The 25,651-nt window shown below is 64.6% G+C and carries 22 protein-coding genes; 9 read left to right on the forward strand and 13 right to left on the reverse strand.

Annotation, left to right across the window (positions count from 1 at the left end; genetic code table 11):
- Positions 1 to 13: 13 nt before the first annotated feature.
- Together CAG11_RS08430 and CAG11_RS08435 are read right to left on the reverse strand one after the other, a co-directional pair.
- Positions 14 to 1,258, reverse strand: coding sequence for an MFS transporter (locus tag CAG11_RS08430; protein WP_085596129.1), 1,245 nt, complete (start codon positions 1,256 to 1,258; stop codon positions 14 to 16).
- A gap of 275 nt (positions 1,259 to 1,533) precedes the next feature.
- On the reverse strand, positions 1,534 to 2,397 hold the full coding sequence (locus tag CAG11_RS08435; protein WP_085595990.1) for a carboxylate/amino acid/amine transporter: 864 nt from the start codon (positions 2,395 to 2,397) through the stop codon (positions 1,534 to 1,536).
- Between CAG11_RS08435 and CAG11_RS33600 the strand changes: the two genes are divergently transcribed.
- Positions 2,396 to 2,554, forward strand: a complete 159-nt coding sequence (locus CAG11_RS33600) for a hypothetical protein (RefSeq protein WP_158091410.1) — start codon at positions 2,396 to 2,398, stop codon at positions 2,552 to 2,554. The genes CAG11_RS08435 and CAG11_RS33600 overlap by 2 nt on opposite strands.
- Before the next feature lie 54 nt (positions 2,555 to 2,608).
- Here CAG11_RS33600 and CAG11_RS08440 read toward each other — a convergent pair whose 3' ends face one another.
- Together CAG11_RS08440 and CAG11_RS08445 are read right to left on the reverse strand one after the other, a co-directional pair.
- Positions 2,609 to 3,208 carry an FMN-dependent NADH-azoreductase gene (locus CAG11_RS08440; RefSeq protein WP_022642949.1) on the reverse strand — a complete coding sequence of 200 codons (600 nt, stop codon included), beginning with the start codon at positions 3,206 to 3,208 and terminating at the stop codon, positions 2,609 to 2,611.
- Between the two features lie 158 nt (positions 3,209 to 3,366).
- Entirely contained in the window at positions 3,367 to 3,681 is a 315-nt protein-coding gene (locus CAG11_RS08445; RefSeq protein ID WP_031321127.1) for a hypothetical protein, read from the reverse strand.
- A gap of 50 nt (positions 3,682 to 3,731) precedes the next feature.
- On the opposite strand from CAG11_RS08445, the gene CAG11_RS08450 reads away from it, so the two are divergent.
- From CAG11_RS08450 to aqpZ, 5 genes are all read left to right on the forward strand, one after another.
- Positions 3,732 to 4,655 (forward strand): LysR family transcriptional regulator, encoded by a 924-nt coding sequence (locus tag CAG11_RS08450; protein ID WP_022642947.1) that lies wholly within the window; start codon positions 3,732 to 3,734, stop codon positions 4,653 to 4,655.
- A 31-nt stretch (positions 4,656 to 4,686) separates the two neighbouring features.
- Positions 4,687 to 5,490 carry an alpha/beta fold hydrolase gene (locus tag CAG11_RS08455; protein WP_022642946.1) on the forward strand — a complete coding sequence of 268 codons (804 nt, stop codon included), beginning with the start codon at positions 4,687 to 4,689 and terminating at the stop codon, positions 5,488 to 5,490.
- A gap of 3 nt (positions 5,491 to 5,493) precedes the next feature.
- Entirely contained in the window at positions 5,494 to 6,057 is a 564-nt protein-coding gene (locus CAG11_RS08460) for a peptidylprolyl isomerase (RefSeq protein ID WP_022642945.1), read from the forward strand.
- A 232-nt stretch (positions 6,058 to 6,289) separates the two neighbouring features.
- On the forward strand, positions 6,290 to 8,122 hold the full coding sequence (locus CAG11_RS08465; protein WP_085595992.1) for an ABC transporter ATP-binding protein: 1,833 nt from the start codon (positions 6,290 to 6,292) through the stop codon (positions 8,120 to 8,122).
- A gap of 338 nt (positions 8,123 to 8,460) precedes the next feature.
- Positions 8,461 to 9,159 carry an aquaporin Z gene (gene aqpZ, locus CAG11_RS08470; protein WP_085595993.1) on the forward strand — a complete coding sequence of 233 codons (699 nt, stop codon included), beginning with the start codon at positions 8,461 to 8,463 and terminating at the stop codon, positions 9,157 to 9,159.
- A 3-nt stretch (positions 9,160 to 9,162) separates the two neighbouring features.
- Here aqpZ and CAG11_RS08475 read toward each other — a convergent pair whose 3' ends face one another.
- Entirely contained in the window at positions 9,163 to 10,287 is a 1,125-nt protein-coding gene (locus tag CAG11_RS08475) for a GNAT family N-acetyltransferase (RefSeq protein ID WP_085595994.1), read from the reverse strand.
- A 70-nt stretch (positions 10,288 to 10,357) separates the two neighbouring features.
- Positions 10,358 to 11,266: a LysR family transcriptional regulator gene (locus tag CAG11_RS08480; protein WP_083456953.1), complete on the reverse strand. Its 909-nt coding sequence runs from the start codon at positions 11,264 to 11,266 to the stop codon at positions 10,358 to 10,360.
- A gap of 84 nt (positions 11,267 to 11,350) precedes the next feature.
- Here CAG11_RS08480 and CAG11_RS08485 point away from each other — a divergent pair, with 84 nt between their 5' ends.
- Positions 11,351 to 12,721, forward strand: a complete 1,371-nt coding sequence (locus tag CAG11_RS08485) for an MFS transporter (protein WP_085595995.1) — start codon at positions 11,351 to 11,353, stop codon at positions 12,719 to 12,721.
- Positions 12,702 to 13,103, forward strand: coding sequence for a nuclear transport factor 2 family protein (locus tag CAG11_RS08490; protein ID WP_085595996.1), 402 nt, complete (start codon positions 12,702 to 12,704; stop codon positions 13,101 to 13,103). The genes CAG11_RS08485 and CAG11_RS08490 overlap by 20 nt, the downstream gene beginning before the upstream one ends.
- Before the next feature lie 95 nt (positions 13,104 to 13,198).
- On the opposite strand, the gene CAG11_RS08495 is transcribed toward CAG11_RS08490, so the two are convergent.
- The 6 genes from CAG11_RS08495 to aceK all read right to left on the reverse strand — a co-directional run bounded on the left by CAG11_RS08495 (position 13,199) and on the right by aceK (position 22,903).
- A complete protein-coding gene (locus CAG11_RS08495) occupies positions 13,199 to 14,533 on the reverse strand; it encodes an OprO/OprP family phosphate-selective porin (protein ID WP_085595997.1) in 1,335 nt (444 codons plus the stop codon).
- 350 nt (positions 14,534 to 14,883) lie between these two features.
- Positions 14,884 to 15,117, reverse strand: a complete 234-nt coding sequence (locus CAG11_RS08500; RefSeq protein ID WP_022642937.1) for an anti-sigma factor — start codon at positions 15,115 to 15,117, stop codon at positions 14,884 to 14,886.
- The gene (locus CAG11_RS08505) at positions 15,111 to 15,725 is read right to left on the reverse strand and encodes an RNA polymerase sigma factor (RefSeq protein WP_085595998.1); all 615 of its coding nucleotides are present in this window, start codon (positions 15,723 to 15,725) and stop codon (positions 15,111 to 15,113) included. Before CAG11_RS08505 ends, CAG11_RS08500 begins: the two co-directional genes overlap by 7 nt.
- 79 nt (positions 15,726 to 15,804) lie before the next feature.
- Complete coding sequence (locus CAG11_RS08510; protein ID WP_022642935.1) at positions 15,805 to 16,926, reverse strand: beta-ketoacyl-ACP synthase III; 1,122 nt, start codon at positions 16,924 to 16,926, stop codon at positions 15,805 to 15,807.
- Between the two features lie 252 nt (positions 16,927 to 17,178).
- Positions 17,179 to 21,090: an ATP-dependent RNA helicase HrpA gene (gene hrpA, locus CAG11_RS08515; RefSeq protein ID WP_085595999.1), complete on the reverse strand. Its 3,912-nt coding sequence runs from the start codon at positions 21,088 to 21,090 to the stop codon at positions 17,179 to 17,181.
- 91 nt (positions 21,091 to 21,181) lie between these two features.
- A complete protein-coding gene (aceK, locus tag CAG11_RS08520) occupies positions 21,182 to 22,903 on the reverse strand; it encodes a bifunctional isocitrate dehydrogenase kinase/phosphatase (RefSeq protein WP_053135220.1) in 1,722 nt (573 codons plus the stop codon).
- Positions 22,904 to 23,154: 251 nt separating this feature from the next.
- On the opposite strand from aceK, the gene CAG11_RS08525 reads away from it, so the two are divergent.
- Positions 23,155 to 24,048, forward strand: coding sequence for a DMT family transporter (locus CAG11_RS08525; protein ID WP_085596000.1), 894 nt, complete (start codon positions 23,155 to 23,157; stop codon positions 24,046 to 24,048).
- Positions 24,049 to 24,067: 19 nt separating this feature from the next.
- Here the strand turns inward: CAG11_RS08525 and CAG11_RS08530 are convergent, their stop codons facing one another.
- The gene (locus CAG11_RS08530; RefSeq protein WP_085596001.1) at positions 24,068 to 25,648 is read right to left on the reverse strand and encodes an aldehyde dehydrogenase (NADP(+)); all 1,581 of its coding nucleotides are present in this window, start codon (positions 25,646 to 25,648) and stop codon (positions 24,068 to 24,070) included.
- Positions 25,649 to 25,651: the final 3 nt, after the last annotated feature.

Here is a 25,651-nt window from a genome sequence, read left to right on the forward strand (position 1 = left end):
ATTCCTGGCGTTTTCAGGCTGCCGTCGGTGCTGCCTGCGACAGCGGGTCAGGCAGCGAACGGCAAGCCAGCAGGATGAACAGCACGGACAGCAACGCGCAGGCAGCCCCCAGACAAATCGCCGCGCCGTAGCCCTGGTACAGGTCGAACAGCCAGCCGGCGAGACTGCCGCCCAGCAATGCCGCGATACCTACCGACATGTACAGGGCGCCGAGTATTGCCCCCAGGTTGGCGGTGCCGAACCAATAGGCCGCCACCGCCGGGTAGAGCGAAATGCAACCGCCGTTGGCCACGCCAAAGCACAGGGCGAACAACGCCAGGGCCATGAAGCCGTCGGCCACCAGCCACAGCAGGTTCAACAGCACCAGGACCAAGGTCAGCGCGATCAGCAGGCGCCGGCTGCCGATCCGGTCGCCCAGGCTGCCGAGGAACAGGCGACCGCCGACGTTGCCAACGCCGATCAGGCCAATCAGCAAGTTGGCTGCGGACACCCCCAGCCCTGCCTGCCGGGCATAGGGATTGATGTGCACCAACGCCACGAACAACCCCACCGAACCGCACAGGATCGCCGCGAAATACCACCAGAAGCGCGCCATGCCCAGGGCCTCGCTCAGGCACAAGCCGGCCGTGGCCGCCTGGGGCCGCTCGGCCATGGCGGGCAGGCCGTCCGCGAACAGCCCCAGCTCCTGGGGGCCGCTGCGCATCAGGGCCGTGGCACCCAGGCCAAGCAGCAAGATCGCGCCAGCGAAGATCTGCAAGGTCGCCTCCCAGGAAAAATGCTCCATCAGCCAGCCGGCCAGCAGCGGCCCGGCAAAGGTCCCGACCCCGGTTCCCGCCAGGGCAAGGCCCGAGGCCTGGCTACGCCGCCTGACGAACCAGCGCTGGACCACCGCCACCGCCGGCACATACACCAGGCCGACACCCAGTCCCACCAGCACGCAGAAGCACAGCAGGAACCACCACAACGACCCGGACGCCAGGCTCGCGCAGAAAAAACCCAGGGCCAGGGACAAGATGCCGGCCCCCACCACCCGCCGGGTGGAAGTGCGATCGGCCAGCATGCCGGCGACAACCCCCATGGCGTAGTAGATCAACGCAGTCAGGGAAAACACCGAGGCCACGGAAAAGCTCCCCACCGCGAAATTGGCCTGGATCTGCGAGAAGAACGCACCGAAGGAATAGGCACCGCCAAAAATCAGCGCCAACAGCACATGGGTGGCCAACACCACATACCAGCCGTGGAATACCTGGAACTTCATGGCGCAACGCCCTCCCTTGCCTGGAGCCGGTTTCAGCAAAGCCAGCTCCATCTTGTAATGTCTTGTATATACATATGAATGCAATTTCATGGCCAGCCGCATCACCTTGCGCTCGGCCCTTTGCTTCAACTAGCTAACTATTTGTTTTAAATGGCAAAAACAGTGACAAAAAAAGAACCCGCCGATGTGGCGGGTCCTGGGCAGAGCATCGCTCCTGGGGATGGGGGTAACAGCTGCGTAGAACCGCTACCCAATCTGGCTGGCGCCCGTAACCTTCACGCCACGGCCACCCTGCGCTGGCCATGGCGGCTGACCCACACCGCCAGCAGGATCACCAGCCCGCCAAGGGCCAGGCGTCCCAGGTCTTCATGGCGGTTCCAGATCAGCAAATTGAGCAACAGGCCCACCGGCACATGCAGGTTGTTCATCACCGCCAGGGTCGCGCCGGTGACCAGGCAGGCGCCCTTGTTCCACCAGTACAGCCCCAGGGCCGTGGCCACCAGCCCGAGGAACAGCAGCACCGCCCAGGTCACCGGGGCATCCGGCAAGAAGTGCGCCTTGCCGAACAGCAGGAACGCCGGCAACACCACCAGCAAGGCTCCCAGGTAGAAGTAGCCGAAACGCCGGTAATGCGGCAGGTCGCTGGGGTAGCGGGCCACCAGGTGCTTGTACAGCACCTGCCCGGCGGCATAGGTGAAGTTGGCCAATTGCAGCAACAAGAAACCCATGAAGAAGTCCGGGTTGATCCGGTCATAACGGATCACTGCGGCGCCCGCCACCGCCACCAGGGCCGCCAGCAGGCCCCAGGGATTGAAGCGCCGGTTCAGGGCGTCCTCGATCAGGGTCACGTGCAACGGCGTGAGGATGGTGAACAACAGCACCTCCGGCACGCTCAGCACCCGGAAGCTCAGGTACAGGCACACATAGGTGATGCCGAACTGCAGCGCGCCGATCAGCAGCATGCCGCGCATGAAGGCCGGCTCCACCCGGCGCCAGCGGGTCAGCGGGATGAAGACCAACCCGGCCAGCAGCACCCGCACCAGCACCGCGAAGTAGCTATCGACATGCCCGGCCAGGTACTCGCCGATCAGATTGAAGGAAAACGCCTGGATCAGGGTGACAACAAGTAGATAGCCCATGCTCGCCTCATCTTTGGATGGCGGCGACGATAACGGTTTTGCCGGCGCGGGTGAAATCGCCGGCAAAAAAAGCCCGATCTCGCAAGGCGTTCGATCGGGCATTGGCACTGAAGGAGCACGCAGTGCAAAGGGAGGTTCGATGCGCGAACCGGCTTGAAGGGGGTACGCAGGAACTACTTGAACATCCTGCGATTATCTGGGGATTAACCCGTCAGGCCACCTGGGCCAGCCTGGCGTTGGCCTGGTTCAGTCCCTTCTCGTGGAAATCGCCACCCAGGTTCAGGCCCTCGGCATGGATGAACTGCACGTCGTGGATCCCGATGAAGGCCATGACCTGGCGCAGGTAGGGTTCCTGATGGTCAGTGCTGCTGCCGGCGTAGATCCCGCCACGGGCCGTCAGCACGAAGGCACGCTTGCCAGTGAGCAGGCCCTGGGGACCGGTCTGGGTGTACTTGAAGGTGACCCCGGCGCGCAGCACATGGTCGAGCCAGGCCTTGAGGGTGCTGGGGATGGCGAAGTTGTACATGGGCGCCGCCATCACCAGGACGTCGGCCGCCAACAGCTCCTCGGTCAGCTCATTGGAGCGTTGCAGCGAATCCTGCTCGGCGGCGTTGCGTTGCTCGGCAGGCTTCATCCAGCCGCCCAGCAGGTTGGCGTCCAGGTGCGGCACCGGGTTGCGAGCCAGGTCGCGCACGGTGATCGAGTCCGCCGGATAGGCCGCTTGCCACTGCTGGATAAAGGTCTGGGTCAGTTGGCGGGATACGGAATCCTGCTGGCGGGCACTGCTTTCGATGATCAGGACGCGGGACATGGGTGAAGCCTCCATCGGGGTATGCGTAAGTCGATGGGGCGCAGATTAAACAGAGATATATCGATGAAAAAGCGCAAATAACTGCTACAACCAATCAATAATTTCGTTTATAAGCGAAGCCAGTCCCAACGTTGTCGTCGACCCTGGCTTCACTGGAGTCACTTGGCCTGGCAGCTCAGGTCCAGGCGCAGCTTGATGATCTTGCGGTTGAACTTGGCGGTGACGTTCCGGCTCTGCCCCGCCGCGACCTCCACCCGGCGAGTGCGAGGCGATTCGGGACCGTTGCGAAACACCACGGTGCAGGTAGCGTCGGTCTTGCCATAGTTGTTCAACTGGATGGAACCGATGTCCTCATCGGTGTCGTAGGCGGTGTAGTCGATGCCCAGGCCGTTGAGTTGCTTGTCGACATCGATGGGATAGGCCCAGGCCCCCAGGGGCAACAGGGCCAGCAGCACACAACAGAATTTTCTCATTCGGCGCTCTCCAATGCGGGAGCGCCAGCTTAGGACAAGAGGAGCCCCTCATGAAAGCGCCCCGCGTGACCCTGGATCAATGGCGCACCCTGCAGGCCGTGGTCGATCACGGCGGCTTCGCCCAAGCCGCCGAAGCCCTGCATCGTTCGCAATCCTCGGTCAGCTATACCGTGGCACGCATGCAGGACCAGCTCGGCGTGCCGCTACTGCGTATCGATGGGCGCAAGGCGGTGCTCACCGAAGCTGGCGGCGTGCTGCTGCGCCGCTCCCGGCAGTTGGTCAAGCAGGCCAGCCAGCTCGAAGACCTGGCCCATCACATGGAGCAGGGCTGGGAAGCCGAGGTCCGCCTGGTGGTGGATGCCGCCTACCCCAATGCGCGCCTGGTCCGCGCCCTTACCGCATTCATGCCGCAGAGCCGCGGCTGCCGCGTGCGCCTGCGCGAGGAAGTGCTGTCCGGGGTCGAGGAAGTGCTGCTCGAGGGCGTTGCCGACCTGGCCATCAGCGGTTTCAACATCCCCGGCTACCTGGGGACCGAGATGAGTTCGGTGGAATTCGTCGCCGTGGCCCATCCCGAACACGCCCTGCACCGCCTGCAACGACAACTGGCCTTCCAGGACCTGGAAAGCCAGTTGCAGGTAGTGATCCGCGACTCCGGCCGCCAGCAACCGCGGGACGTGGGCTGGCTGGGTGCCGAGCAGCGCTGGACCGTGGGCAGCCTGGCCACCGCCGCGAAGTTCGTCAGCAGCGGCCTGGGTTTCGCCTGGCTGCCACGGCACATGATCGAGCGCGAGCTGAACGAAGGGCTGCTCAAGGTGCTGCCCCTGGACCAGGGCGGCAGCCGCCATCCGACCTTCTTCCTCTACTCCAACAAGGACAAACCCCTGGGCCCGGCGACGCAGATCCTGGTGGAACTGCTGCGCACCTTCGACACCGCGCCGCTGGACGCGCCGTTCGCCGCCCCCGAGCAAGCCTGAAGTCCCAACCACCAGAACAAGGAGTTCTGCCATGGCGTATTTCGAGCATGAAGGTTGCACCCTGCACTACGAAGAATACGGCCGGGGCGAGCCCCTGCTGCTGGTCCACGGCCTGGGTTCCAGCGCCCAGGACTGGGAAAAGCAGGTCCCGGAACTGGCGACCCGCTATCGCCTGATCATCCCGGACGTACGCGGCCATGGCCGCTCCGACAAGCCCCGGGAACGCTACAGCATCCCCGGATTTGCCGCCGACCTCATGGCCCTGGTCGAACACCTGGGCCTGGGGCCGGTGCACTATGTCGGGCTGTCCATGGGCGGCATGATCGGCTTCCAGCTGGCAGTGGACCAGCCGCACCTGTTCAAGAGCCTGTGCATCGTCAACAGCGCGCCCGAGGTCAAGCTGCGCTCGGCCGACGACTATTGGCAGTGGTTCAAGCGCTGGAGCATGTCCCGGCTGCTGAGCATGGCGGCCATCGGCAAGGCCCTGGGCCAGCGACTGTTTCCCAAGCCCGAGCAAGCCGAGTTGCGGCAGAAGATGGCCGAACGCTGGGCAAGAAACGACAAACGTGCTTATCTCGCCAGCTTCGACGCCATCGTCGGCTGGGGAGTCCAGGAACGCCTGGGCCGTATCACCTGTCCAACCCTGGTCGTCAGCGCCGACCACGACTACACCCCGGTGGCGCTCAAGGAGGCTTACGTCAAACTGCTGCCGCACGCGCAGTTGGTGGTGATCGAGGACTCCCGGCACGCCACACCGCTTGACCAACCGCAGCGCTTCAACCAGACCCTGCTGCACTTCATCAATACAGTCGACACCACCACCCAGGATCACTGACCCATGCTGAAAAAAATCGCCCTCGTCGCCGGTTCCGTACTCTTCGCCGCCAACCTGATGGCAGCGCAACCGGCCAAGGCACCCCACGTCATGCTGGACACGAGCTTCGGCAAGATCGAGATCGAACTGGATCCGGTCAAGGCGCCGGTCTCCAGCAAGAACTTCCTCGACTACGTCGACAGCGGCTTCTACTCCAACACCATCTTCCACCGGGTGATCCCCGGCTTCATGGTCCAGGGCGGTGGCTTCACCGCGCAGATGGTGCAGAAGGACACCCGTGACCCGATCAAGAACGAAGCCTCCAACGGCCTGCACAACGTGCGCGGCACCCTGGCCATGGCCCGGACTTCGAACCCCAACTCGGCCACCAGCCAGTTCTTCATCAACGTCGCCGACAACGCCTTCCTCGATCCGGGCCGCGATGCCGGCTACGCGGTATTCGGCAAGGTGGTGAACGGCATGGAAGTCGTGGACCAGATCGTCAACTCCCAGACCACCACCAAGCAAGGCATGCAGAACGTCCCGGTCGACCCGGTACTGATCAAGTCGGCCAAGCGCATCGACTGATCACGCAGCCTGTCCCCGACGGCGGCGCCCTACCCGGCCGTTTAAAAACCTAGGCGAGGCAGCCAGCGCAAGGCGAAAACAGGCGAAAAAGCGCAGTTTACGAGCGCTAAATGAGCATTTTGAGCCTGTTTTCAACGCAGCGATGGCAACGCAGATAGTTTTTCAGCGGCCTGCTACCCGGCGCCCCGTCCGCTATAGCACAGGAGAGCCCGTACAACGGGCTGCAGACCCCATGCTCTATCGTCGTTTCGAACAACTGATCGATATCTTCCGCGACACCCCCGCGACCACCCCGCCCAACCGGGTCCTGCCCTTCTATTTCCACTACATCAAGCAAGTCTGGCCGAGCTTCGTCGCCCTGCTGGTGGTCGGGCTGTTCGTGGCGCTGATCGAGGTGTCGCTGTTCAGCTACCTGAGCACCATCATCGACCTGGCCCAGGGCACGCCCAGCGTCCAGGTCTTCAGCGACCATGGCCTGGAGCTGGCCTGGATGGCGGTGGTGGCGCTGTTGCTGCGTCCGCTGATGGTGGGCCTGCACGACCTGCTGATGCACCAGACCATCACCCCGGGGATGACCAGCCTGATCCGCTGGCAGAACCACAGCTACGTGCTGCGCCAGAGCCTGAACTTCTTCCAGAACGACTTCGCCGGGCGCATCGCCCAGCGCATCATGCAGACCGGCTACTCGCTGCAGGACTCCTCGGTGCAGGTGATCGACGCCCTGTGGCACGTGACCATCTACGCGGTCGGCGCCCTGGTGCTGTTCGCCGATGCCGACTGGCGCCTGATGATCCCGCTGCTGTTGTGGATCGTCGGTTTCATCGGCGCCATGCGGTTCTTCGTGCCGCGTATCCAGAAACGCTCGGTGGATGCCTCCGACGCCCGGTCCAAGCTCATGGGGCGAATCGTCGACGGCTACACCAACATCGCCACCCTGAAGCTGTTCGCCCATACCCATTTCGAGCAGAGCTACGCCCGCGAGGCCATCGCCGAACAGACCGAGAAGAGCCAGTTGGCCGGTCGCGTGGTGACCTCCATGGACGTCACCATCACCACCCTCAACGGCCTGTTGATCGCCGGCACCACGGGCCTGGCCCTGTGGTTGTGGAGCCAGTCGCTGATCAGCGCCGGGGCCATCGCCCTGGCCACCGGCCTGGTGATCCGTATCGTCAACATGTCCGGCTGGATCATGTGGGTGATCAACGGCATCTTCGAGAACATCGGCATGGTCCAGGACGGCCTGCAGACCATCGCCCAGCCGCTGCAACTGACCGACCGCGACCAGGCACCCAAGCTCGAAGTGACCCGAGGCGCGGTGAACTTCGAGCATGTCGAGTTCCACTACGGCAAGGCCAACAAGGTCATCAGCGATCTCAACCTGCACATCCGTCCCGGGGAAAAGATCGGCCTGATCGGCCCCTCCGGGGCGGGCAAGTCGACCCTGGTCAACCTGCTGCTGCGCCTCTACGACCTGCAGGGCGGGCAGATCCTGATCGACGGCCAGGACATCGCCGGGGTGACCCAGGAAAGCCTGCGCGAGCGTATCGGCATGATCACCCAGGACACCTCGCTGCTGCACCGCTCGATCCGTGACAACCTGCTCTACGGACGTCCCGACGCCACTGACGAGGAACTCTGGGAAGCCGTGCACAAGGCCCGCGCCGACGAGTTCATCCCGCTGTTGTCCGACGCCCAGGGCCGTACCGGCTTCGACGCCCACGTGGGCGAGCGCGGGGTCAAGCTGTCCGGCGGCCAGCGCCAGCGCATCGCCATCGCCCGGGTACTGCTCAAGGACGCGCCGATCCTGATCATGGACGAAGCCACCTCGGCCCTGGACTCGGAAGTCGAGGCGGCGATCCAGGAAAGCCTGGAGACCCTGATGCAGGGCAAGACCGTGATCGCCATTGCCCACCGGCTCTCCACCATCGCCCGCATGGACCGCCTGGTAGTGCTGGAACAGGGCCGCATCGCCGAAACCGGCACCCATGCCGAACTGCTGGCCCACGGCGGCCTGTATGCGCGGCTGTGGCAACACCAGACCGGCGGCTTCGTCGGCATCGACTGAGCGCTCAGCAGCGGCTACAGGTGGTTGGTGTAGCCGCTGCCGCAGGCTACGTACGGGCGCATAGCGGCCGCAGGATCGGGTAGCCACCACCACCGCAGGAAGGCCCTTCGGGCCTTGGCGCAGCTTCGCAGGCCCAGCAGCGGCTACAGACTCAGCACAACATCCTGAAAAGACGCCAGAGCCCCAGCCCACGGGGCCTGGCGTTTTTCATGGGTGGGTGGAATTGCCGCCAAAGCCTGCTGTACTGAGCCTAGGTTGCGGAGCGAAACCTGTAGTTAATCTGCTGGATGCATAACAGCTGTAGCGCGTTGATAGGTCGACCTATCAAGGACTCTCCCATGTCGTTGTTCAAGCGTTCCATGACTGAAATGCTCGGTACCTTCTGGCTGGTGTTGGGCGGTTGCGGCAGCGCCGTACTCGCGGCGGCCTTTCCCAATGTCGGCATCGGCCTGCTGGGGGTCGCCCTGGCCTTCGGCCTGACCGTCCTGACCATGGCCTTCGCCATCGGCCATATCTCCGGTTGCCACCTCAACCCCGCGGTATCCGTGGGCCTGGTGGTGGGTGGACGCTTCCCGGCCAGGGAACTGCCGGCGTACGTGGTGGCCCAGGTGATCGGCGCAGTGATCGCCGCGGCGTTGCTGTACTTCATCGCCATTGGCAAGCCCGGCTTCGAGCTGGCCTCGGGGCTGGCCGCCAATGGTTATGGCGAGCACTCGCCCGGCGGCTACTCGCTGACTGCGGGTTTGGTCTGCGAACTGGTGATGACCGCCATGTTCGTGGTGATCATCCTCGGCGCCACCGACAAACGTGCCCCGGCGGGGCTTGCGCCCATCGCCATCGGCCTGGCGCTGACCCTGATCCACCTGATCTCGATCCCGGTGACCAACACCTCGGTCAACCCGGCCCGTAGCACCGGCCCGGCCTTGATCGTCGGCGGCTGGGCGCTGCAGCAATTGTGGTTGTTCTGGCTGGCGCCGATCCTCGGCGCGGTGGTCGGTGGCCTGGTCTACCGCTGGCTGGGCCAGGAAGACCGCTGAGGCTCAGGCCTGGCGGTAGGGCAAGGCGTCCCTGGCCTGTTCGGCATAGGCCTGGACGCCGGCCCGCTCACGCTGGAGGAAATCCTGCACCGCAGTCTTCAACCCGGGATGGCGCAGGTAATGCCAGGAGCGGGTGAGCACCGGCTCGAAACCGCGAATCAGCTTGTGCTCGCCCTGGGCTCCGGCGTCGAAGCGCTGCAGCCCATGGGCGATCGCATAGTCCATGCCCTGGTAGAAGCACGTCTCGAAATGCAGGCGGTCGAACTCCGCCAGGCAGCCCCAATAGCGCCCATAGAAACTGCCGCCCCCGACCAGGCTGAAAGCCATGGCCACCGGCCGGCCGCCCTGGCAGGCCAGGACCACGCGGATCGCCTCGGGCATGCGTTCGGCCAGCAGGCTGAAGAAGTCGCGGGTCAGGTAGGGTGACTGGCGGCGCACCGCATAGGTGTTGGCGTAGCAGGCATAGACGAAGTCCCACTGCGCCTCACTGAGCTCGGCCCCCTCCAGCCACTGGAAATCCATGCCCTGCCCCGCCACCTGCTCGCGCTCCTTGCGCATTTGCTTGCGCTTGCGCGAACTCAGGGTATCGAGGAAGTCCTGGAAATCCCGATAGCCGCGATTGTGCCAATGGAACTGGCAGCCCAGGCGCAGCATCCAGTCCGCCTGGCGCTCCAGGGCCTGGTCGCTGAAGTCGTCGGTGAAATTGACATGGGCACTGGATAGCCCCTCGATCTCCAGGTAGCCGGGCAAGCTCTTGAGCAGCTCCAGCGCGTCGGCCTGGGTCGCCGCCAGCACCCGCGCACCGCTCACCGGGCTGAACGGCACCGCGCTGAGCAACTTGGGGTAGTAGTCGATACCCGCTCGCTCGCAGGCCTCGGCCCAACCATGGTCGAACACGTATTCACCGTAGGAGTGCCACTTGCGATAGCTGGGAAGCGCCGCCAGCAGCCGGCCATCTTCCACATGCAGCAGGTGTTCGGCTTGCCAGCCGGAACGTGGCCCGAGGCTGCCGCTGTCTTCCAGGGCACTGAGAAAGGCGTGGCGGACGAAGGGTTGCCCATCCTTGAGCAGTCCATCCCATTGCACGGGATCGACGGCGGAAAGGCTGTTCAAGGATTGCAGCGGCATCAGGTTCCCCGGGAGTCAGCTCGAACGACCCGCCGAGTATATCCCCCCATCGACGGCCGCGCCGAGACACTCAGGCAGGGCCCAGGTGCTCGGCCAGGAAGTCGATGAACACCCGGGACTTGCGCGGCAAGTGCGGGCTGTTGGGAAACAGCACATGGACCGGCTGCCGGGCCAGGCTGTAGTCGGGCAGCACCCGTACCAGCCGTCCCTCGCCCAGGTCGCCCAGGACCAGCCACTCCGGCAACACCGCCAGGCCCATCCCGCCCAGGGCCATGGCGCGGATCGCCGACGCCGAGTTCGACTCGTGCCCGGGCGTGACCCGCACCTGCACCTCGCCCCGGCGCGGGTGGCTGAAGGTCCAGCCCGGCGGCCCGCCCAGGTTGCTGTTGCCGATCCAGGGGCAGTTCGCCAACTCCTCGGGGCGGCTCACGGCGAGGCTCTCCTGCAACCCCGGGCTGGCCACCAGAACAATGCCGTAGTCCGCCAATTGGCGGCCCTTGAACCCCGAGTCGACCAGGTGCCCAAGGCGGATCACCAGGTCGAGCTTCTCCGCCACCAGGTCGTTCAACGACGAGTTGAAGTGATAACTCAGGCGCACCTCGGGATAACGCGCGGTGAACAGCGGCAGCAGCGGCAGGATGAAGGCCTGGGCGTATTCGGCGGTGGAGCTGATGCGCAACTTGCCCGACACCCGGTTGCGCCCATGCAGCACGTTGTCGAAGGCCGTATCGATATTGGCGACAATTCCCTTGAATTCATCGTAGAGATCCTGGCCGGTCTCCGTGAGGGCGATATGCCGCGTGGTCCGGGTCAGCAAGGGCGTCGCCAGCACTTGCTCCAGGGTCTTGATATGCAGGCTGGCCATGGCCTTGCTGATCCCCAGGTAATCCGCGGCACGGGTATAGGAGGCAAAGTCCACCACCGCGAGAAAGGTCTGGATCCGGTGCAACTGGCCGTGAAGGTTCTCGTTCACTGTCAAATTTCCTAGAACAATGAATCAAGTATAGGCGCCTCGACAGGCTCGGCCCAGGCTCCCTAAGCTGCGGGCAAAACGGGAGGCGGCATGACCTACAGATATAAAGTGGCGGTGGTATTCCTCCTCGGCTTCTTCATCGATTGCGTGAACATCTTCATGTCGGCGGTGGCGCTGCCCAGCATCGCCACCCAGTTGCAGGTTTCCAGCGCCAGCGTGGCCTGGGTGGCCAACGCCTACATCCTCGGCCTGACCCTGGTGATCCCCATCAGCCCCTGGCTGGCAGCACGCCTGGGCAACCGCCAGGTCATCGCCGCCTCGATGCTGCTGTTCAGTCTCGCCGGGCTGTTCTGCGGGCTGGCCGAAGGCTTCCTGCCGCTGGTGGCCTGGCGCTTGCTCCAGGGCATGGCCGGCGGCCTGTTGATCCCCCTCGGGCAGGCCCTGACCTTCAACCTGTTCCAGGGCTCGCAGCGGGCGCGGATCTCGACCCTGGTGATGGCGGTGGCGCTGCTGGCGCCGGCGCTGTCGCCGACCCTGGGCGGGACCATCGTCGACCTGGGTTCCTGGCGCTGGGTGTTCTTCGCCAGCCTGCCCCTGTCGCTACTGACCGCGCTGCTGGCCTGGTGCTGGATCGCCAATGAAGACCGCCGAGTGGCCAGGCGCCCGGATCTGCGCGGCCTGTTGCTGGTCAGCGGCGCCCTGGCCGGACTGCTCCTGGGCATGTCGCTGTACGGCAGCGGATATCCAACCCAGCAGGCCCTGGCCTGCCTGGCCGGCGGCCTGGCGTTCGCCCTGGCATACCGCTGGCATTGCCGGCGCAATCCACAGCCCATCGTCGACCTGCGCCTGCTGGGCAATGTCCGCCTCGGCCTGTCGGTGGCGATCTACCACGCCATTCCCGGGATCTTCACCGGGGTCAACCTGCTGAGCCTGTTCTTTCTCCAGGACAACCTGCACCTGAGCGCCCGGCACAGCGGGATGTTCATGCTGCTGTACGCCGCCGGCGCGCTGTTGGCGATGCTGGCCTGCGGGCGCTTCTACAACAAGCTCGGCGCCGCCCGGCTGTTCGCCATCGCCCTGGTGCTACACAGCGCCGGTATCGCCACCTTGTGCTGGGTCGACTCGAGCCGCGACCTGCCATTGCTCATCGCTGCCTACCTGCTCATGGGCCTGGGCGGCGGCGCCGGCGCCAATACCGCGCAGACCACCGCCCTGCTGGACTTCAGCGGCAGCGACACACACCAGGCCAGCGTGATCTGGAACATCAACCGGCAGGTGGCCTTCAGCCTCGGCGCCGCCTGGCTGCTGATGCTCTACAACCTGTTGCTCGGGCATGTCCCGGCCACCAGCGCCTTTCACCTGAGCCTGCTGCTGGCCGCCCTGGCCGGCCTGCTCATCCTGCCGCTGCTCGGCAAGCTCACCCCACCGAAGAAGGTCCTTCATGCACCAGTCGATCGTTAAACAGGCATTGCACAGCGTTCACCAGATCCACCAGTTGATCCATGGCGTCTTCACTCACTCCCAGGGCGACGGCGCGGCACTGATCGAACAGGTCATGGCACTGCTGGCCGAGGACTTCCAGATGGTCACCACCGCCGGAACCATGGCCGATCGCGAGCAGGTCGAGCAGCTGTTTCGCGGCGCCCTGGGCGCCCGCCAAGGCTTGCAGATCGAGGTCAGCGACCTGCGCTGCGTATGGCAGGAAGGCCAGTGCGCGGCGATTCGCTACAAGGAGACCCATCGCCTGGATCAAGTGGCGACAGCGCGCCTGTCCCTGGCGTTGATCCGCATCCAGGGCGACTCGGCGCAGTGGCTCTACCTGCATGAAACCAACTGTCCCTGAGCCTGGCCGACAGGCAAAAAAAACCCCGCCAGGGCGGGGTCAAAACGAGAGGAGCTATAACGGATGAGAAAGAGCTCGACTTTGTTGCGACAGCCTTAGAACACGTACTGCACGCGGGCTACCAGGGCATCGCCGCTGTCGTCGCCAACGCTGTTGGTGATCTTGTCGGTGTTGACCTTGATGTAGTTCGCGGAAACCTTGATCGCCTCGTTGGCATACCAGTTGACGCCGATGGTGTTCATGTTGGCCTTGGCATCGCCCACTTCGCGGGTCGCGGTGGAGGTCACGATGTTCTTGTCATCGACCTTGATGTTGTCGTAGCGGTAGAACACTTCCCAGGCACCGTACTGCTTGTTCTCGGGCTTGATGGTGTCGAACTTGGCGCCATCGAGCTTGTACACGCGGGACTCGCCGGTCAGGGTGTAGGCCAGTTGGCCGTAGAAGCCGGTGGCCTTGACGTCCTTGTAGGAGGCGCTGTCGGCCTTCATCTTGCGGGTCAGGTATTCGGCCTGGGCCGAGAACGGACCGCTGGCGAAAGCGAATTCACCGCCGAACACCCGGTCGTTGTCGTAGGCGCCAGCAGCGGTCAGGTTCGAAGCGTTGAGGCCGGCACCGCCGCCGAAGGTAGCGCGGTTGCCGTTGGCACCGGCATCGTTGCCGCCATTGGTGGCGATACCACGCACGCCGAGGCGTGGGCGAATCCGCGAGTCGAAGGCGGTATCGCCAAGATCGCGGCTGGCGAAGTCCAGGCCGAAGTGCAGGACGTTGCCGGTTTCGTGCATCGGGGCGAACACCGCACGGGCGTTGAACTGCTTGACGCTGTCGCCGTCGCTGTCGTTGATGTCCTTGGCGGACACGCTACCGGACAGGTAGGCCATGTCGGCCACCACGGAACTGACCTGCAGGCCCATGCCGTTCTCGTGGGAGTTGACCCAGTCGGCCAGCTCGTAGGCGGCGTTACGCTCCATGGCGGTGATCCACTTGGAACTGGTGGCTTTCTCCAGGCCGAAGTCCTGGTCGAAACGCCCGGCGCGGATGGTCACCGGCTTGAAGCCCACATAGGAAATGGTCGCTTCGTCGAAGTAACCATCATCGGAAGAACCCGAGTTGTGGGAGAAGTCGTAGTTGATCTGGTATTTCCAGTCCTTGTAGGCGGTACCGCCCAATTCCAGATAGGCGCGGCGGAAGTACGCGCCGTCACCGGTATTCCCATTCTTGGTATAGAACCCGTCGAAACGGCCATAGTCGGCTTGCAGGCGACCGCCCAGCTTGAAGCTGAAGGCGGAATCGGTGGTAGCAACCTCAAGGCCGCCCTTGGTCTTGACTACGATATCGGCGCCGTCGGTGGTGACGGTGCCAGCGAAAGCCTGGGCGGTCACTGCCAGGGCCAGGGCGCTGGCGGCAAAACCGGCGAAGTGCTTACGGATCATCGAAGAGTTCCCCTAATTGGTGGTCTGTAGCGTTGGAAAACACGCGGACTGGGCCGCTGGTGTCGGGGGGAATCTTGGGGTTCGAGGATTTCAGCCAGGTTGCTGGAAAATAAAGATTTGATTACAGAGGAACTTTTTTACTTCGAAAAGAAATAAGGCGAAAAGCCCGTCCTAGAGCGGTTTGCGGCTGTTTTCAGGGACAATGCCGAAGATGACGAAATGGTTATTTTTGTGCGGACCGCCGCGCAGCGAGCACGACGGGAGGGGGAATCACGAACGTGATTCCCTGGCAGGAACAGGCAGAAAAACATCGCGGCGGATGCCTGGCGACATCCGCGGCTTCATGGCGCTCAGCGCTCGCGTTTACTCTCGGCGGCCAGGCGTTCGGCCAGTTCGTCGAGACCTTCCAGCGGTGGTTCCGGCAACACGCGCAAGGTGGCCTGCAGCAGGCGCATCTGGCGAATGAAACGCCGGCAATTGGGGCAGAACAGCAGGTGATGGCGAACCATCAAGCGTTCGCGAAAGCTCAATTGGCCATCGAGATAATCGCTGGAGCGCGCCACTTGTTCCTTACAGGTCAGCATTGGCCGGTTTCCTCAAAATGCTCCACCGTGGCGAACACCTTCAACCGCGCCCGGTGCAGCAGTACCCGGACATTGGACAGGGTGATCCCCAGAAGATTACAGATTTCCTCGAGCTCCAATCCCTCGCGCTCACGCAGGTTCAGCACGCTGCCTTGTAGCTCGGAGAGACTGAGCAAGGTGTGCTCCAGGCAATCACGCAGCTCGGCTTCGGTCAGCAGCGCTTCGGGGGTGTCCTCGTGCCAGGCGAAGGGCGCCACCAGCCAGTGGCCGTCACTGGAGGAGAACCGCTCGTCGCCCACCGTGCCATGGGGCGCGGGCAGGTCATCGAGCAGGACCTCGCGGCGATTCTGCTTGTAGCGGCCCTTGGCCGCGTTGGCGGTGATGGTCAGCAGCCAGGTCTTGAGGCTGGAACGCCCCTGGAAGCCCGACAGGTTGCGTACCACCGAAAGCCAGGCATCCTGCACCACCTCGTCGGCGTGCCGGTTGCCGACGATGGCGTAGGCTACCGCGCGCATGGCGCTCTGGTAGGTACCGACCAGTTCCTTGAAAGCCTTCTGTTCGCCCGCCAGAAGGCGCTTGAGCAGTTGCGTGTCATCAACAGCAGCCATTCGTGCCTCGTTCAATCATGCGGGGTTGCCCGGGTGTGACGCCTCGCAGGCGCCTCGCGCCACACCCGGCCCGCGCCGATCAACGCTTGCGCAGGAGCACGCTGCCGATGGAGTAGCCCGCGCCGAAGGAGCTGAGCACCGCCAGGGCACCACTGGCCAGGTCGTCCTGGTACTTGTGGAAAGCGATCACCGACCCCGCCGAACTGGTGTTGGCATAGGTATCGAGGATCACCGGAGCCTCTTCCAGCGTAGCCTCGCGGCCCAGCAGTTTCTTGACGATCAGGTGGTTCATGCTGAGGTTGGCCTGGTGCAGCCAGAAACGCTTCACGTCGCTGACGTTGAGCTGGTTTTCTTCCAGGTGGGCGGCGATCAGCTCGGCCACCATCGGGCAGACGTCACGGAATACCTTGCGGCCTTCCTGCACGAACAGCTTGTCCCGGGCACCGATGCCTTCTTCCGCCGTGCGGTTGAGGAAGCCGAAGTTGTTGCGGATGTTGTTGGAGAACTGGGTCAGCAGCTTGGTGCTGACGATCTCGAACTGGTGGGCCGAGGTGGCCTGGTCGGCACGCTCGATGACCACCGCGGTGGCGGCATCGCCGAAGATGAAATGGCTGTCGCGATCGCGGAAGTTCAGGTGCCCGGTGCAGACTTCCGGGTTGACCATCAGGATCGCCCGGGCCTGGCCCAGCTGCACGCTGTTGCAGGCGGCCTGGATGCCGAAGGTGGCCGAGGAACAGGCGACGTTCATGTCGAAACCAAAGCCCTGGATACCCAGCGCGGCCTGGACCTCGATGGCGATGGCCGGATAGGCGCGCTGCAGGTTGGAGCAGGCGACGATCACCCCGTCGATGTCGGCGGCAGTGCGGCCGGCCCGTTGCAGGGCTTGCTCGGCGGCGGCCACGGCCATCTGGCAGAGCACCGACCACTCGTCGTTGGAGCGTTCCGGCAGGCGTGGAGTCATGCGTTGCGGATCGAGGATGCCGTCCTTGTCCATGACGAAGCGGCTCTTGATGCCCGAGGCTTTTTCGATGAAGGCGGCGTTGGATTCGGTCAGGGCCTGCACCTCGCCACGCTCGATGGCGGCGGCGTTGTCGCTGTTGAACTGGTGGACGTAGGTGTTGAAGGACTCCACCAGCTCTTCGTTGGAAATGCTGTTGGCCGGGGTAAACAGGCCGGTGCCGCTGATGACGACGTTATGCACGGTCGTTCCTCTAATGTGTATGAGGCAGAAGGTATTGGCACCCTCGTGCCAAACCGTAAAGGGAGCGCCCCGCTGCTCAGCCTGTGCTGGGGCGCGTTCCTGGCATCGCTTTATTCCGCTTCGCCCCGGTCGCCTGGAGTACAGGCTGCCGGGGCCGGCATTTATGACGGCGAAGTTTGCCATAACCTCTGGCGTTTCGCCGCAATTGCAAGATCGACGGAGCCCGGCTCCCGGGAGCCGGGCCGGCATGGATCAAGCCTCCACCTGGCTCCACTGCTTGTTCAGGCGCTTGTCGGAGATCGGCACCTTGGTCCCCAATTGCTGGGCGAACAGCGACACCCGGTACTCTTCCAGCCACCAGCGATACAGCTCCAGCTGCGGGTCACGCTTGCCTTCCTGGGCGTGCTTCTGGGCCCGGGCCTGGTACTGGGCCCAGAGCCCGGCGAGCTCGGTGCTCCACACCCGATCCTTCTGCACCTGGCTACCCAGCTTGTCGAACCGCAGTTCCACCGCCTTGAGGTAGCGCGGCAGCTCCTTGAACCACAGGGCCGGAGTCTCGCGGACGAAGCCCGGGTACACCAGGCTGCCGAGCTGGGCCTTGATATCGTTGAGGGCCACCGCCTGGGCCAGGTCGATCTTGCCCTTGAAGCGCTTCTGCAGGCCGTGCCAGAGCTTGAGGATCTCCAGCGTCAGGCGGGCCAGGCGCTCGGCATGTTCGGTCCAGGCACCACGCTTGCGTTCGGCCAGGGAGGCCAGGCCAGCGCCATCCCGGGGCAGGCTGGCCTCGCCGTCGAGAATGCAGCTGTCGAGGCTGGCCAGGAGGATGTCTTCCACCAGGGCCTCGATCCGTCCCAGCTCGCGGTACAACAGGCCCAGTTCGGTGAGCCCCGGCAGCTTGCCGCGCAGGAACTTGGCCGGCTCGGCCAACTGTTGCAACAGCAAGCGCTGCAAGGCCCGGCGATGCTGGAACTCGGCCTCGGCAGCGGTGGAGAAGCGCCCTTCCTTGACCGTCCCGGCTTCTTCCACCAGGGCCGGATAGACCGTCATCGACAACCCGGCGATCTTCTGCTGGGTCTTCTGCGCCACCGCGGCGAACACCTTGGCCTCCACCGGCTGCTGGCTCTTGGCGGTCTGCGGCACCGCCAGGGCAGCCTGGCTGGCCTCGGCGAAGCGCGCGGTGAGTTCGGCCAGGTCCCGGCCTTCGCCGAGGAACTTGCCCTGGGCATCGACGATTTCCAGGTTCATCCGCAAGTGGCTTTCCACCTGCTGCGCGGATTCGCTCCAGGCTTCGTCGCTGACCCGCGCGCCGGTCATGCGCAGCAACTCGCGCCCCAGGGCCTGGGGCAGCGAGCCGTCGGCAAAGTCCATGCGCTGCAAGGCCGCCTTGACGAAGTCCGGCACCGGCACGAAGTTCTTGCGCAGGGCCTTGGGCAGGTTGCGTACCAGGGCGATGCACTTGGCCTCGATCAGGCCCGGCACCAGCCATTCCAGGCGCTCGGCAGGCAACGCCGGCAGCAGCGGCGCCGGCACCCGCAGGGTCACGCCATCGCGGGGATGGTTGGGCTCGAAGTGATAACTCAGGGCCAGCTCCAGGTCGCCGATATGCAGGGTGTCCGGGTACTGCCTGGCGGTGACTTCGCTGGCCTCGCGGGCCAGCACGTCTTCCTCGCGCATGATCAGCAGTTGCGGGTCTTTCTGGCTGTTGACTCGGTACCAGCTGTCGAAGGTGGCGGTCTGGTGGATCTGTTCCGGCAAGCGTGCGTCGTAGAAAGCGAACAGGGTTTCCTCATCCGCCAGGATGTCCCGGCGCCGGGCCTTGGCCTCCAGGGCATCGAGCTGCTCCAGCAACTGGGTATTGGCCGTCAGGCACTTGGCCTTGGACTGGATCTCGCCCCGCACCAGGGCCTCGCGGATGAACAGCTCGCGGGATACCACCGGGTCCACCGGGCCGTAGTGCACTGGCCGGCGGCCGACCACGATCAGGCCGAACAGGGTGATCTGTTCGTAGGCCACCACTTGGCCGCGCTTCTTTTCCCAATGGGGTTCGAAGTGGTTCTTCTTCACCAGGTGCCCGGCCAGGGGTTCGATCCAGTCCGGCTCGATCTTGGCCACCATGCGCGCATAGAGCTTGGTGGTCTCCACCAGCTCGGCGGTCATCAGCCACTGCGGGCGTTTCTTGCTCAGGCCCGAGGACGGGTGGATCCAGAAGCGCCGCTGGCGGGCGCCCAGGTAGTCGCCATCCTCGGTCTTCTGGCCGATCTGGCTCAGCAGGCCCACCAGCACCGCCTTGTGCAGTTTCTGGTAGTCCGCCGGTTCCTTGTTCAGGCTCAACTGCAAGTCACGGCAGATCAGGCTCAACTGGCGATGGGCGTCGCGCCACTCGCGCAGGCGCAGGTAGTTGAGGAAATTCTTGCGGCACCAGTTACGCAGCGGGCTGGCCGTCAGGGCCTGGCGCTGTTCTTCGAAACCACGCCACAGGTTGACCAGTGCGGCGAAGTCCGAGTCGGCGTCCTTCCACTGGGCATGGGCCTGGTCCGCCGCCTGCTGGCGCTCCGGTGGGCGCTCGCGCGGATCCTGGATCGACATCGCACTGGCGACGATCAGCACTTCCTGGAGACTGCCCAGGCGCGCCGCCTCCAGCAGCATGCGGCCCATGCGCGGGTCCACCGGCAAACGCGCCAGTTGCCGGCCCAGGGGGGTCAGCTGGCCGTTGCGATCCACCGCCGAGAGTTCTTGCAGCAGGTTGAAGCCGTCGCTGATGGCCTTGCCGTCCGGCGGCTCGATGAAGGGGAATGCGGTGATTTCACCCAGGCGCAGGTGGAGCATCTGCAGGATCACCGCTGCCAGGTTGGTCCGCAGGATCTCCGGATCGGTGAATTCCGGCCGGCCGAGGAAATCCTCTTCGCTGTACAGGCGCACGCAGATCCCCGGCTCGACCCGGCCGCAACGGCCCTTGCGCTGGTTGGCGCTGGCCTGGGAAACGGCCTCGATGGGCAGGCGCTGGACCTTGGCCCGGTAGCTGTAGCGACTGATGCGCGCGGTACCGCTGTCGATCACGTAGCGAATGCCAGGCACCGTCAGCGAGGTCTCGGCGACGTTGGTCGCCAGCACCACCCGCCGTCCCGGGTGGGACTGGAAGATGCGCTGCTGTTCGGCCGGCGACAGCCGCGCGTACAAGGGCAGGATCTCGGTGTGCTTGAGCTGGGCCTTGCGCAGCATTTCCGCGGCATCGCGGATTTCCCGCTCGCCCGGCAGGAATACCAGCACATCGCCGGGGCTGCGGCGCTCGCTGCGCTCATGGGCGGCGATCTCGTCCAGGGTGGCGAGGATCGCCTGGTCCACCGTCAGGTCGTCCTCGACGCGGTTGCCATCCTCGTCCTGCTCCAGGGTCAAGGGCCGGTACCAGGTTTCCACCGGGAAGGTACGACCGGAGACCTCGACGATCGGCGCATCGTCGAAGTGCTTGGAGAAGCGCGCAAGGTCGATGGTGGCCGAGGTGATGATCACCTTGAGGTCAGGGCGCCGTGGCAGCAGGGTCTTGAGGTAGCCCAGGAGGAAGTCGATGTTCAGGCTGCGCTCGTGGGCCTCGTCGACGATGATGGTGTCGTAGCGCTCGAGGAAGCGGTCGTTCTGGGTTTCCGCCAGCAGGATGCCGTCGGTCATCAGCTTGACCAGGGTGTTGGCATCGCTCTGGTCTTCGAAGCGCACCTGGTAACCCACCAGCGCCCCCAGGGGCGTGGCCAGTTCTTCGGCGACCCGGCTGGCAACGCTGCGGGCGGCGATCCGCCGGGGCTGGGTATGACCGATCAGGCCATGCTGGCCGCGGCCGATCTCCAGGCAGATCTTGGGCAACTGGGTGGTTTTGCCCGAACCGGTCTCGCCGGCGATGATCAGCACCTGGTGCTTTTGCAGCGCGTCCTTGATCTCGTCGCGCTTGGCGGCGATCGGCAGGCTGTCGTCGTAGCGGATAGTGGGCACGCTGTCGCGCCGCGCCGTCACCAGGTTGCACGAAGCCTGCATCCGCTCCAGCCACTGGGCGAGCTTGGCCTCGTCGGGCTTCTTGCGCAGTTCGAGCAGCTGCCGACGCAACCGGTGGCGGTCGGCGAGCATGGCTTGATCGAGGTTTTTCAGTAGTTGGTCGATAGCAGGCGATTGGTCGGTCATGGGAAAGCAGCGACTGGCTTCAAGCGAAAAGCCGCAAGGTTAACGCAGCTTGGCGCTTTTAGCTTGCAGCTTGTGAGGGCCTTTCGCCGCGTTATTCCTCGTCGCGCCCCTTGCGCCGGTACGGGAAGACATCGATCACCTTGCCGGCGAGGATCGCGTCCTGCAGTCCCTTCCAGTAATCGGCGTTGTACAGCTCGCCGTGCAACTGGTCGAACAGGCGGCGCTGGCCGATATCGGCGAACAGGAACGGCGGGAACTCCTCGGGGAACACATCGTGGGGGCCGATGGAGTACCAGGGCTCGGACGCCATCTCGTCCTCTGGCGTGCGCGGCGCCGGGATATGGCGGAAATTGACTTCGGTGAGGTAGCTGATTTCATCGTAGTCGTAGAACACCACCCGGCCGTGGCGAGTAACCCCGAAATTCTTCAGCAGCATGTCGCCTGGGAAGATATTGGCCGCCGCCAGTTGCTTGATGGCCAGGCCGTAGTCTTCCAGGGCCTCGCGCACCTGGGCTTCGTTGGCGTGCTCCAGGTAGAGGTTGAGCGGGGTCATGCGCCGCTCGGTCCAGCAGTGGCGGATCAGCACCGTATCCCCCTCCACCACCACGGTGGACGGCGCCACCTCCAGCAGCTCCTCGAGGCAGGCCGGATCGAACTTGGACAGGGGGAAGCGGAAGTCGGCGAACTCCTGGGTATCGGCCATGCGCCCTACCCGGTCGACACTCTTCACCAACCGGTACTTCTCGATCACCGTGGCCCGGTCGACGTTCTTGGACGGCGAGAAGCGGTCCTTGATGATCTTGAACACGGTATTGAAGCCCGGCAGGGTGAACACGCTCATGACCATCCCGCGGACCCCGGGCGCCATGATGAAACGATCGTCGGTATTGGCCAGGTGGTTGATCAGCGCCCGGTAGAACTCCGACTTGCCGTGCTTGTAGAAACCGATGGAGGTGTACAGCTCGGCGACGTGCTTGCCCGGCAGGATGCGCTTGAGGAACCCGATGAACTCCACCGGCACCGATACATCCACCATGAAGTAGGAACGGGTGAAGGAAAAGATGATCGAGACCTCGGCCTCATCGGTGATCAGCGCATCGACCTGGATGCCCCGGCCTTCGCGGTGCAGCAGCGGGATCACCAGCGGCCACTGCTCCTCGTGGGTATAGATGCGCCCCACCAGGTAGGCGCCCTTGTTGCGGTAGAGCACCGAGGAAAACAGCTCCACGGTCAGCTCCGGGTCCTTGCAGACCCAATCCGGCAGGTTCTCGCGCAGTTGCGCCTCCAGGCGCCGCATATCCCCGGACAGGTCGGCGTAGTCCACGCTGAAGCGGTAGTCGGTGAATATCTGCCTGAGCATGCTCGACAGCTCGCCCCGAGGCGTATAGCTGCGGGTCTGGGCAGCCCGGGCGCGGCGCAGGCTGGGCCGGGTGGTATGGATGAACATGCAGCCGTCGCTGATCAGGTCATGGCTGAACAGCCCGCAGAAGATCGAGTTGTACCAGGTCTCGGAGAGTTCATCGTCCAGGCGCAGGTCGATCATGCCGATGCAGGCGCTCTTGGCCAGCGGCCATTGGCTGACGTCCATCAGCACCTCGTCGCTGAAGGCCTGGTGCAGTCGGGCCACGGTTTCCCCGACCTTCTCCTCGTAGAGGTTGATCCGCGCGGTGGAGGCCCTCTGCGCTTCCTGCCATTGCGCTTGTTCGAAGCGATGCCGGGCGCCATCGGCGATCCGGCGGAAGTTGTCGCGGTAGTCGTCGAAGCCACTCAGGATGATTCGAGCGATGTCGGCGGCGGGCCATGACTGCGGCATAGGAAGACCTCTACGGGAATTTGGATTGCCTGAGCTTAGCCACTGCAATGGCCCGAGGAGAAGCGCATTTTTGTGACCCGACGGTCGCCTCGCCCTGTATCGGTCGCCAGAGATCGGCCCCGGGAAAATCCGCCACGACAATCGAACGCAACAATCGGAGTGCAGGCTTGGCCCGGCCCGTGCACCAATAAGGTTTGCCATGCCCACCCGCGCTGGGCAAGATTCCCGCCCTGCCACCCAAGGAACCTCCCGTGAGACCTGTCGATCTGTTGCGCCTGTTGTCGCTAGCCGCCATCTGGGGCGCGAGCTTTCTGTTCATGCGCATCATCGCCCCGGTCCTGGGCAGCGTGCCCACGGCCTTCTTTCGTGTGTCGATCGCCGCCGTCGGCTTGCTGGCCATGCTGGCGCTGATGCGCGTCAGCTGGAATTTCCACGGCAAGTTCAAGACCGTCCTGCTGCTGGGCGTGATCAACTCGGGGCTGCCCGCCACCCTGTACTCGGTGGCGGCCCTGGTGCTGCCTGCCGGTTACTCGGCGATCTTCAACGCCACCACGCCGCTGATGGGGGTGCTGATCGGCGGCCTGTTCTTCCATGAGCGCCTGACCCCGGCCAAGCTCGCCGGCGTGTTCCTGGGGCTGCTCGGGGTCGGCATCCTGAGCCGCGCCGGGCCGGTGGCCTTCGACCATGAACTGGCGCTCGGCGCCCTGTCCTGCCTGCTGGCCACCACCTGCTATGGCTTCGCCGGCTTCCTCGCACGGCGCTGGCTGGACCAGGCCGGGGGCCTGGACAGCCGCCTCTCGGCCCTGGGCAGCATGCTCGGCGCCACGCTGTTCCTGTTGCCGCTGTTCGCCTACAGCGCCCTGAGCCAGCCACCGGCCAGCTGGGGCGGCGTGAGTGTCTGGCTGTCGTTGCTGGGCCTGGGCCTGGGTTGCACTGCCTTCGCCTATGTCCTGTACTTCCGCCTGCTGAGCTCCATCGGCCCGGTGCGCTCCATGACCGTGACCTTCATGATCCCGCCGTTCGGCGTGCTCTGGGGTGCCCTGTTGCTGGACGAGCCGCTGTCCATGGGCCATCTGTATGGCGGGGTGCTGATCGCCGCGGCCTTGTGGCTGGTCCTCAGGCCAGCGGCGAAGGCCGCGGCCTGAGATCGCCGGGCATCCGCCTTCAAAGAGCGGCGCTGCTGGGCTCTCCGTCCACCAAACGGCGGATACCCAATGGGTTGGCATCCTGCAAAGCCCCGGGCAACAGCGCATCGGGGTAGTTCTGGAAGCACACCGGGCGCAGGAAGCGCTCGATGGCCAGGGTACCCACCGAAGTTCCCCGTGGGTCCGAGGTTGCCGGATAGGGTCCGCCGTGGACCATGGCCTCGCAAACCTCGACACCGGTGGGATATCCGTTGATCAGCAGACGACCGACCTTCTCCTGCAGGCTGTCGCTCAGCCAACGCTGCGCCAGCAGCTCCTGCTCCTGGCCGATCAGGGTCGCGGTCAACTGTCCACGCAAGCCCTGCAGGGCCATGGCCAGCTCGGCCATATCGGCCACTTCGATGATGATGCTGGCCGGCCCGAAGACCTCTTCCTGCAACAAGCCATCGCCCTCCAGCAGCAGGCTCGCATCGGCCTGGAACAACTGCGGGCACGCCTGGTCGCCCTGCTGTGCCTGGCCCGCCAGCCGCCGTACCTGCGGGTGCTGCGACAGGGCCTGCACGCCCCGGCAATAGCTGGCCAGGGTGCCGCTATTGAGCATGGTCTGTGGCAGCTGCCGGTTCATCTGCGCGACCAACTGCTCAAGGAACGAGCTGAAGGCCGTGGAGCGCAGGCCAATGATCAGTCCCGGATTGGTACAGAACTGGCCACAGCCTTGGGTCACCGAACCTGCCAGCTCAGCGGCGATCTGCGAGCCACGCGCCTGCAATGCCTCGGGCAGCAGGATCACCGGGTTGATGCTCGACATCTCGGCGAACACCGGGATCGGCTGTGGTCGGTTCACCGCCATCTGGCACAGGGCATTGCCGCCCTTGAGGGAACCGGTGAAGCCCACGGCCTGGATGGCCGGGTGCTTGACCAGCCACTCTCCGACCCCGGCGCCATAGACCATGTTGAACACTCCGTCGGGCATCCGGCAGCGCTGTGCCGCACGGATGATCGCATCGGCCACCCATTCGGCGGTCGCCATGTGTCCGCTATGGGCCTTGAATACCACCGGGCAACCGGCGGCCAGGGCTGCCGCGGTATCGCCACCGGCGGTGGAGAACGCCAGGGGAAAGTTGCTGGCGCCGAACACCGCTACCGGTCCCAGGCCAATGCGGTACTGGCGCAGGTCGGGCCGTGGCAGGGGTTGGCGCTGGGGCTGGCCGCGATCGATCCGCGCCCCGAGATAATCACCACGGCGCAGGACCTTGGCGAATAACCGCAACTGGCCGCAAGTACGCCCCAGTTCGCCCTGTATACGCGCCGTGGGCAAGGCGGTTTCCCGGCATACCGTGGCGATGAAGTCGGCACCCAGGCCTTCCAGCTCTGCGGCGATGGCGTCGAGGAACAAGGCCCGTTGTTCAGGGCCAAGATCGCGATATTCGGTGCAAGCGCCGGCTGCCGCCCGGGCCGCGGCATCCACCTCCGCCTCGGTGGCCTGGTAGAAGACGCCTGGCAGGGCTTGCCCGGTCTGGGCGTCGAGGCTTTGCAACTGGACATGGCCCCGGGCACTGCGAGTGCCACCGATGTAGTTGTATCCGGACGATGAAGTCATTGG

The sequence above is a fragment of the Pseudomonas sp. B6(2017) genome (assembly GCF_002112765.1).
Taxonomy (GTDB): Bacteria; Pseudomonadota; Gammaproteobacteria; order Pseudomonadales; family Pseudomonadaceae; genus Aquipseudomonas; species Aquipseudomonas piscis.

Excerpts from the sequence above, each read along its gene's own strand:
- CAG11_RS08430 (WP_085596129.1), bottom strand. The coding sequence starts at position 1,258 with ATGAAGTTCCAGGTATTCCACGGCTGGTATGTGGTGTTGGCCACCCAT.
- CAG11_RS08505 (WP_085595998.1), bottom strand. The coding sequence starts at position 15,725 with ATGGCTGCTGTTGATGACACGCAACTGCTCAAGCGCCTTCTGGCGGGC.
- CAG11_RS08435 (WP_085595990.1), bottom strand. The coding sequence starts at position 2,397 with ATGGGCTATCTACTTGTTGTCACCCTGATCCAGGCGTTTTCCTTCAAT.
- CAG11_RS08490 (WP_085595996.1), top strand. The coding sequence starts at position 12,702 with ATGCACCAGTCGATCGTTAAACAGGCATTGCACAGCGTTCACCAGATC.
- CAG11_RS33600 (WP_158091410.1), top strand. The coding sequence starts at position 2,396 with ATGCTCGCCTCATCTTTGGATGGCGGCGACGATAACGGTTTTGCCGGC.
- CAG11_RS08500 (WP_022642937.1), bottom strand. The coding sequence starts at position 15,117 with ATGCTGACCTGTAAGGAACAAGTGGCGCGCTCCAGCGATTATCTCGAT.
- CAG11_RS08450 (WP_022642947.1), top strand. The coding sequence starts at position 3,732 with ATGAAAGCGCCCCGCGTGACCCTGGATCAATGGCGCACCCTGCAGGCC.
- CAG11_RS08495 (WP_085595997.1), bottom strand. The coding sequence starts at position 14,533 with ATGATCCGTAAGCACTTCGCCGGTTTTGCCGCCAGCGCCCTGGCCCTG.
- CAG11_RS08445 (WP_031321127.1), bottom strand. The coding sequence starts at position 3,681 with ATGAGAAAATTCTGTTGTGTGCTGCTGGCCCTGTTGCCCCTGGGGGCC.
- CAG11_RS08440 (WP_022642949.1), bottom strand. The coding sequence starts at position 3,208 with ATGTCCCGCGTCCTGATCATCGAAAGCAGTGCCCGCCAGCAGGATTCC.
- CAG11_RS08460 (WP_022642945.1), top strand. The coding sequence starts at position 5,494 with ATGCTGAAAAAAATCGCCCTCGTCGCCGGTTCCGTACTCTTCGCCGCC.
- aceK (WP_053135220.1), bottom strand. The coding sequence starts at position 22,903 with ATGCCGCAGTCATGGCCCGCCGCCGACATCGCTCGAATCATCCTGAGT.
- CAG11_RS08530 (WP_085596001.1), bottom strand. The coding sequence starts at position 25,648 with ATGACTTCATCGTCCGGATACAACTACATCGGTGGCACTCGCAGTGCC.
- aqpZ (WP_085595993.1), top strand. The coding sequence starts at position 8,461 with ATGTCGTTGTTCAAGCGTTCCATGACTGAAATGCTCGGTACCTTCTGG.
- hrpA (WP_085595999.1), bottom strand. The coding sequence starts at position 21,090 with ATGACCGACCAATCGCCTGCTATCGACCAACTACTGAAAAACCTCGAT.
- CAG11_RS08475 (WP_085595994.1), bottom strand. The coding sequence starts at position 10,287 with ATGCCGCTGCAATCCTTGAACAGCCTTTCCGCCGTCGATCCCGTGCAA.
- CAG11_RS08455 (WP_022642946.1), top strand. The coding sequence starts at position 4,687 with ATGGCGTATTTCGAGCATGAAGGTTGCACCCTGCACTACGAAGAATAC.
- CAG11_RS08465 (WP_085595992.1), top strand. The coding sequence starts at position 6,290 with ATGCTCTATCGTCGTTTCGAACAACTGATCGATATCTTCCGCGACACC.
- CAG11_RS08485 (WP_085595995.1), top strand. The coding sequence starts at position 11,351 with ATGACCTACAGATATAAAGTGGCGGTGGTATTCCTCCTCGGCTTCTTC.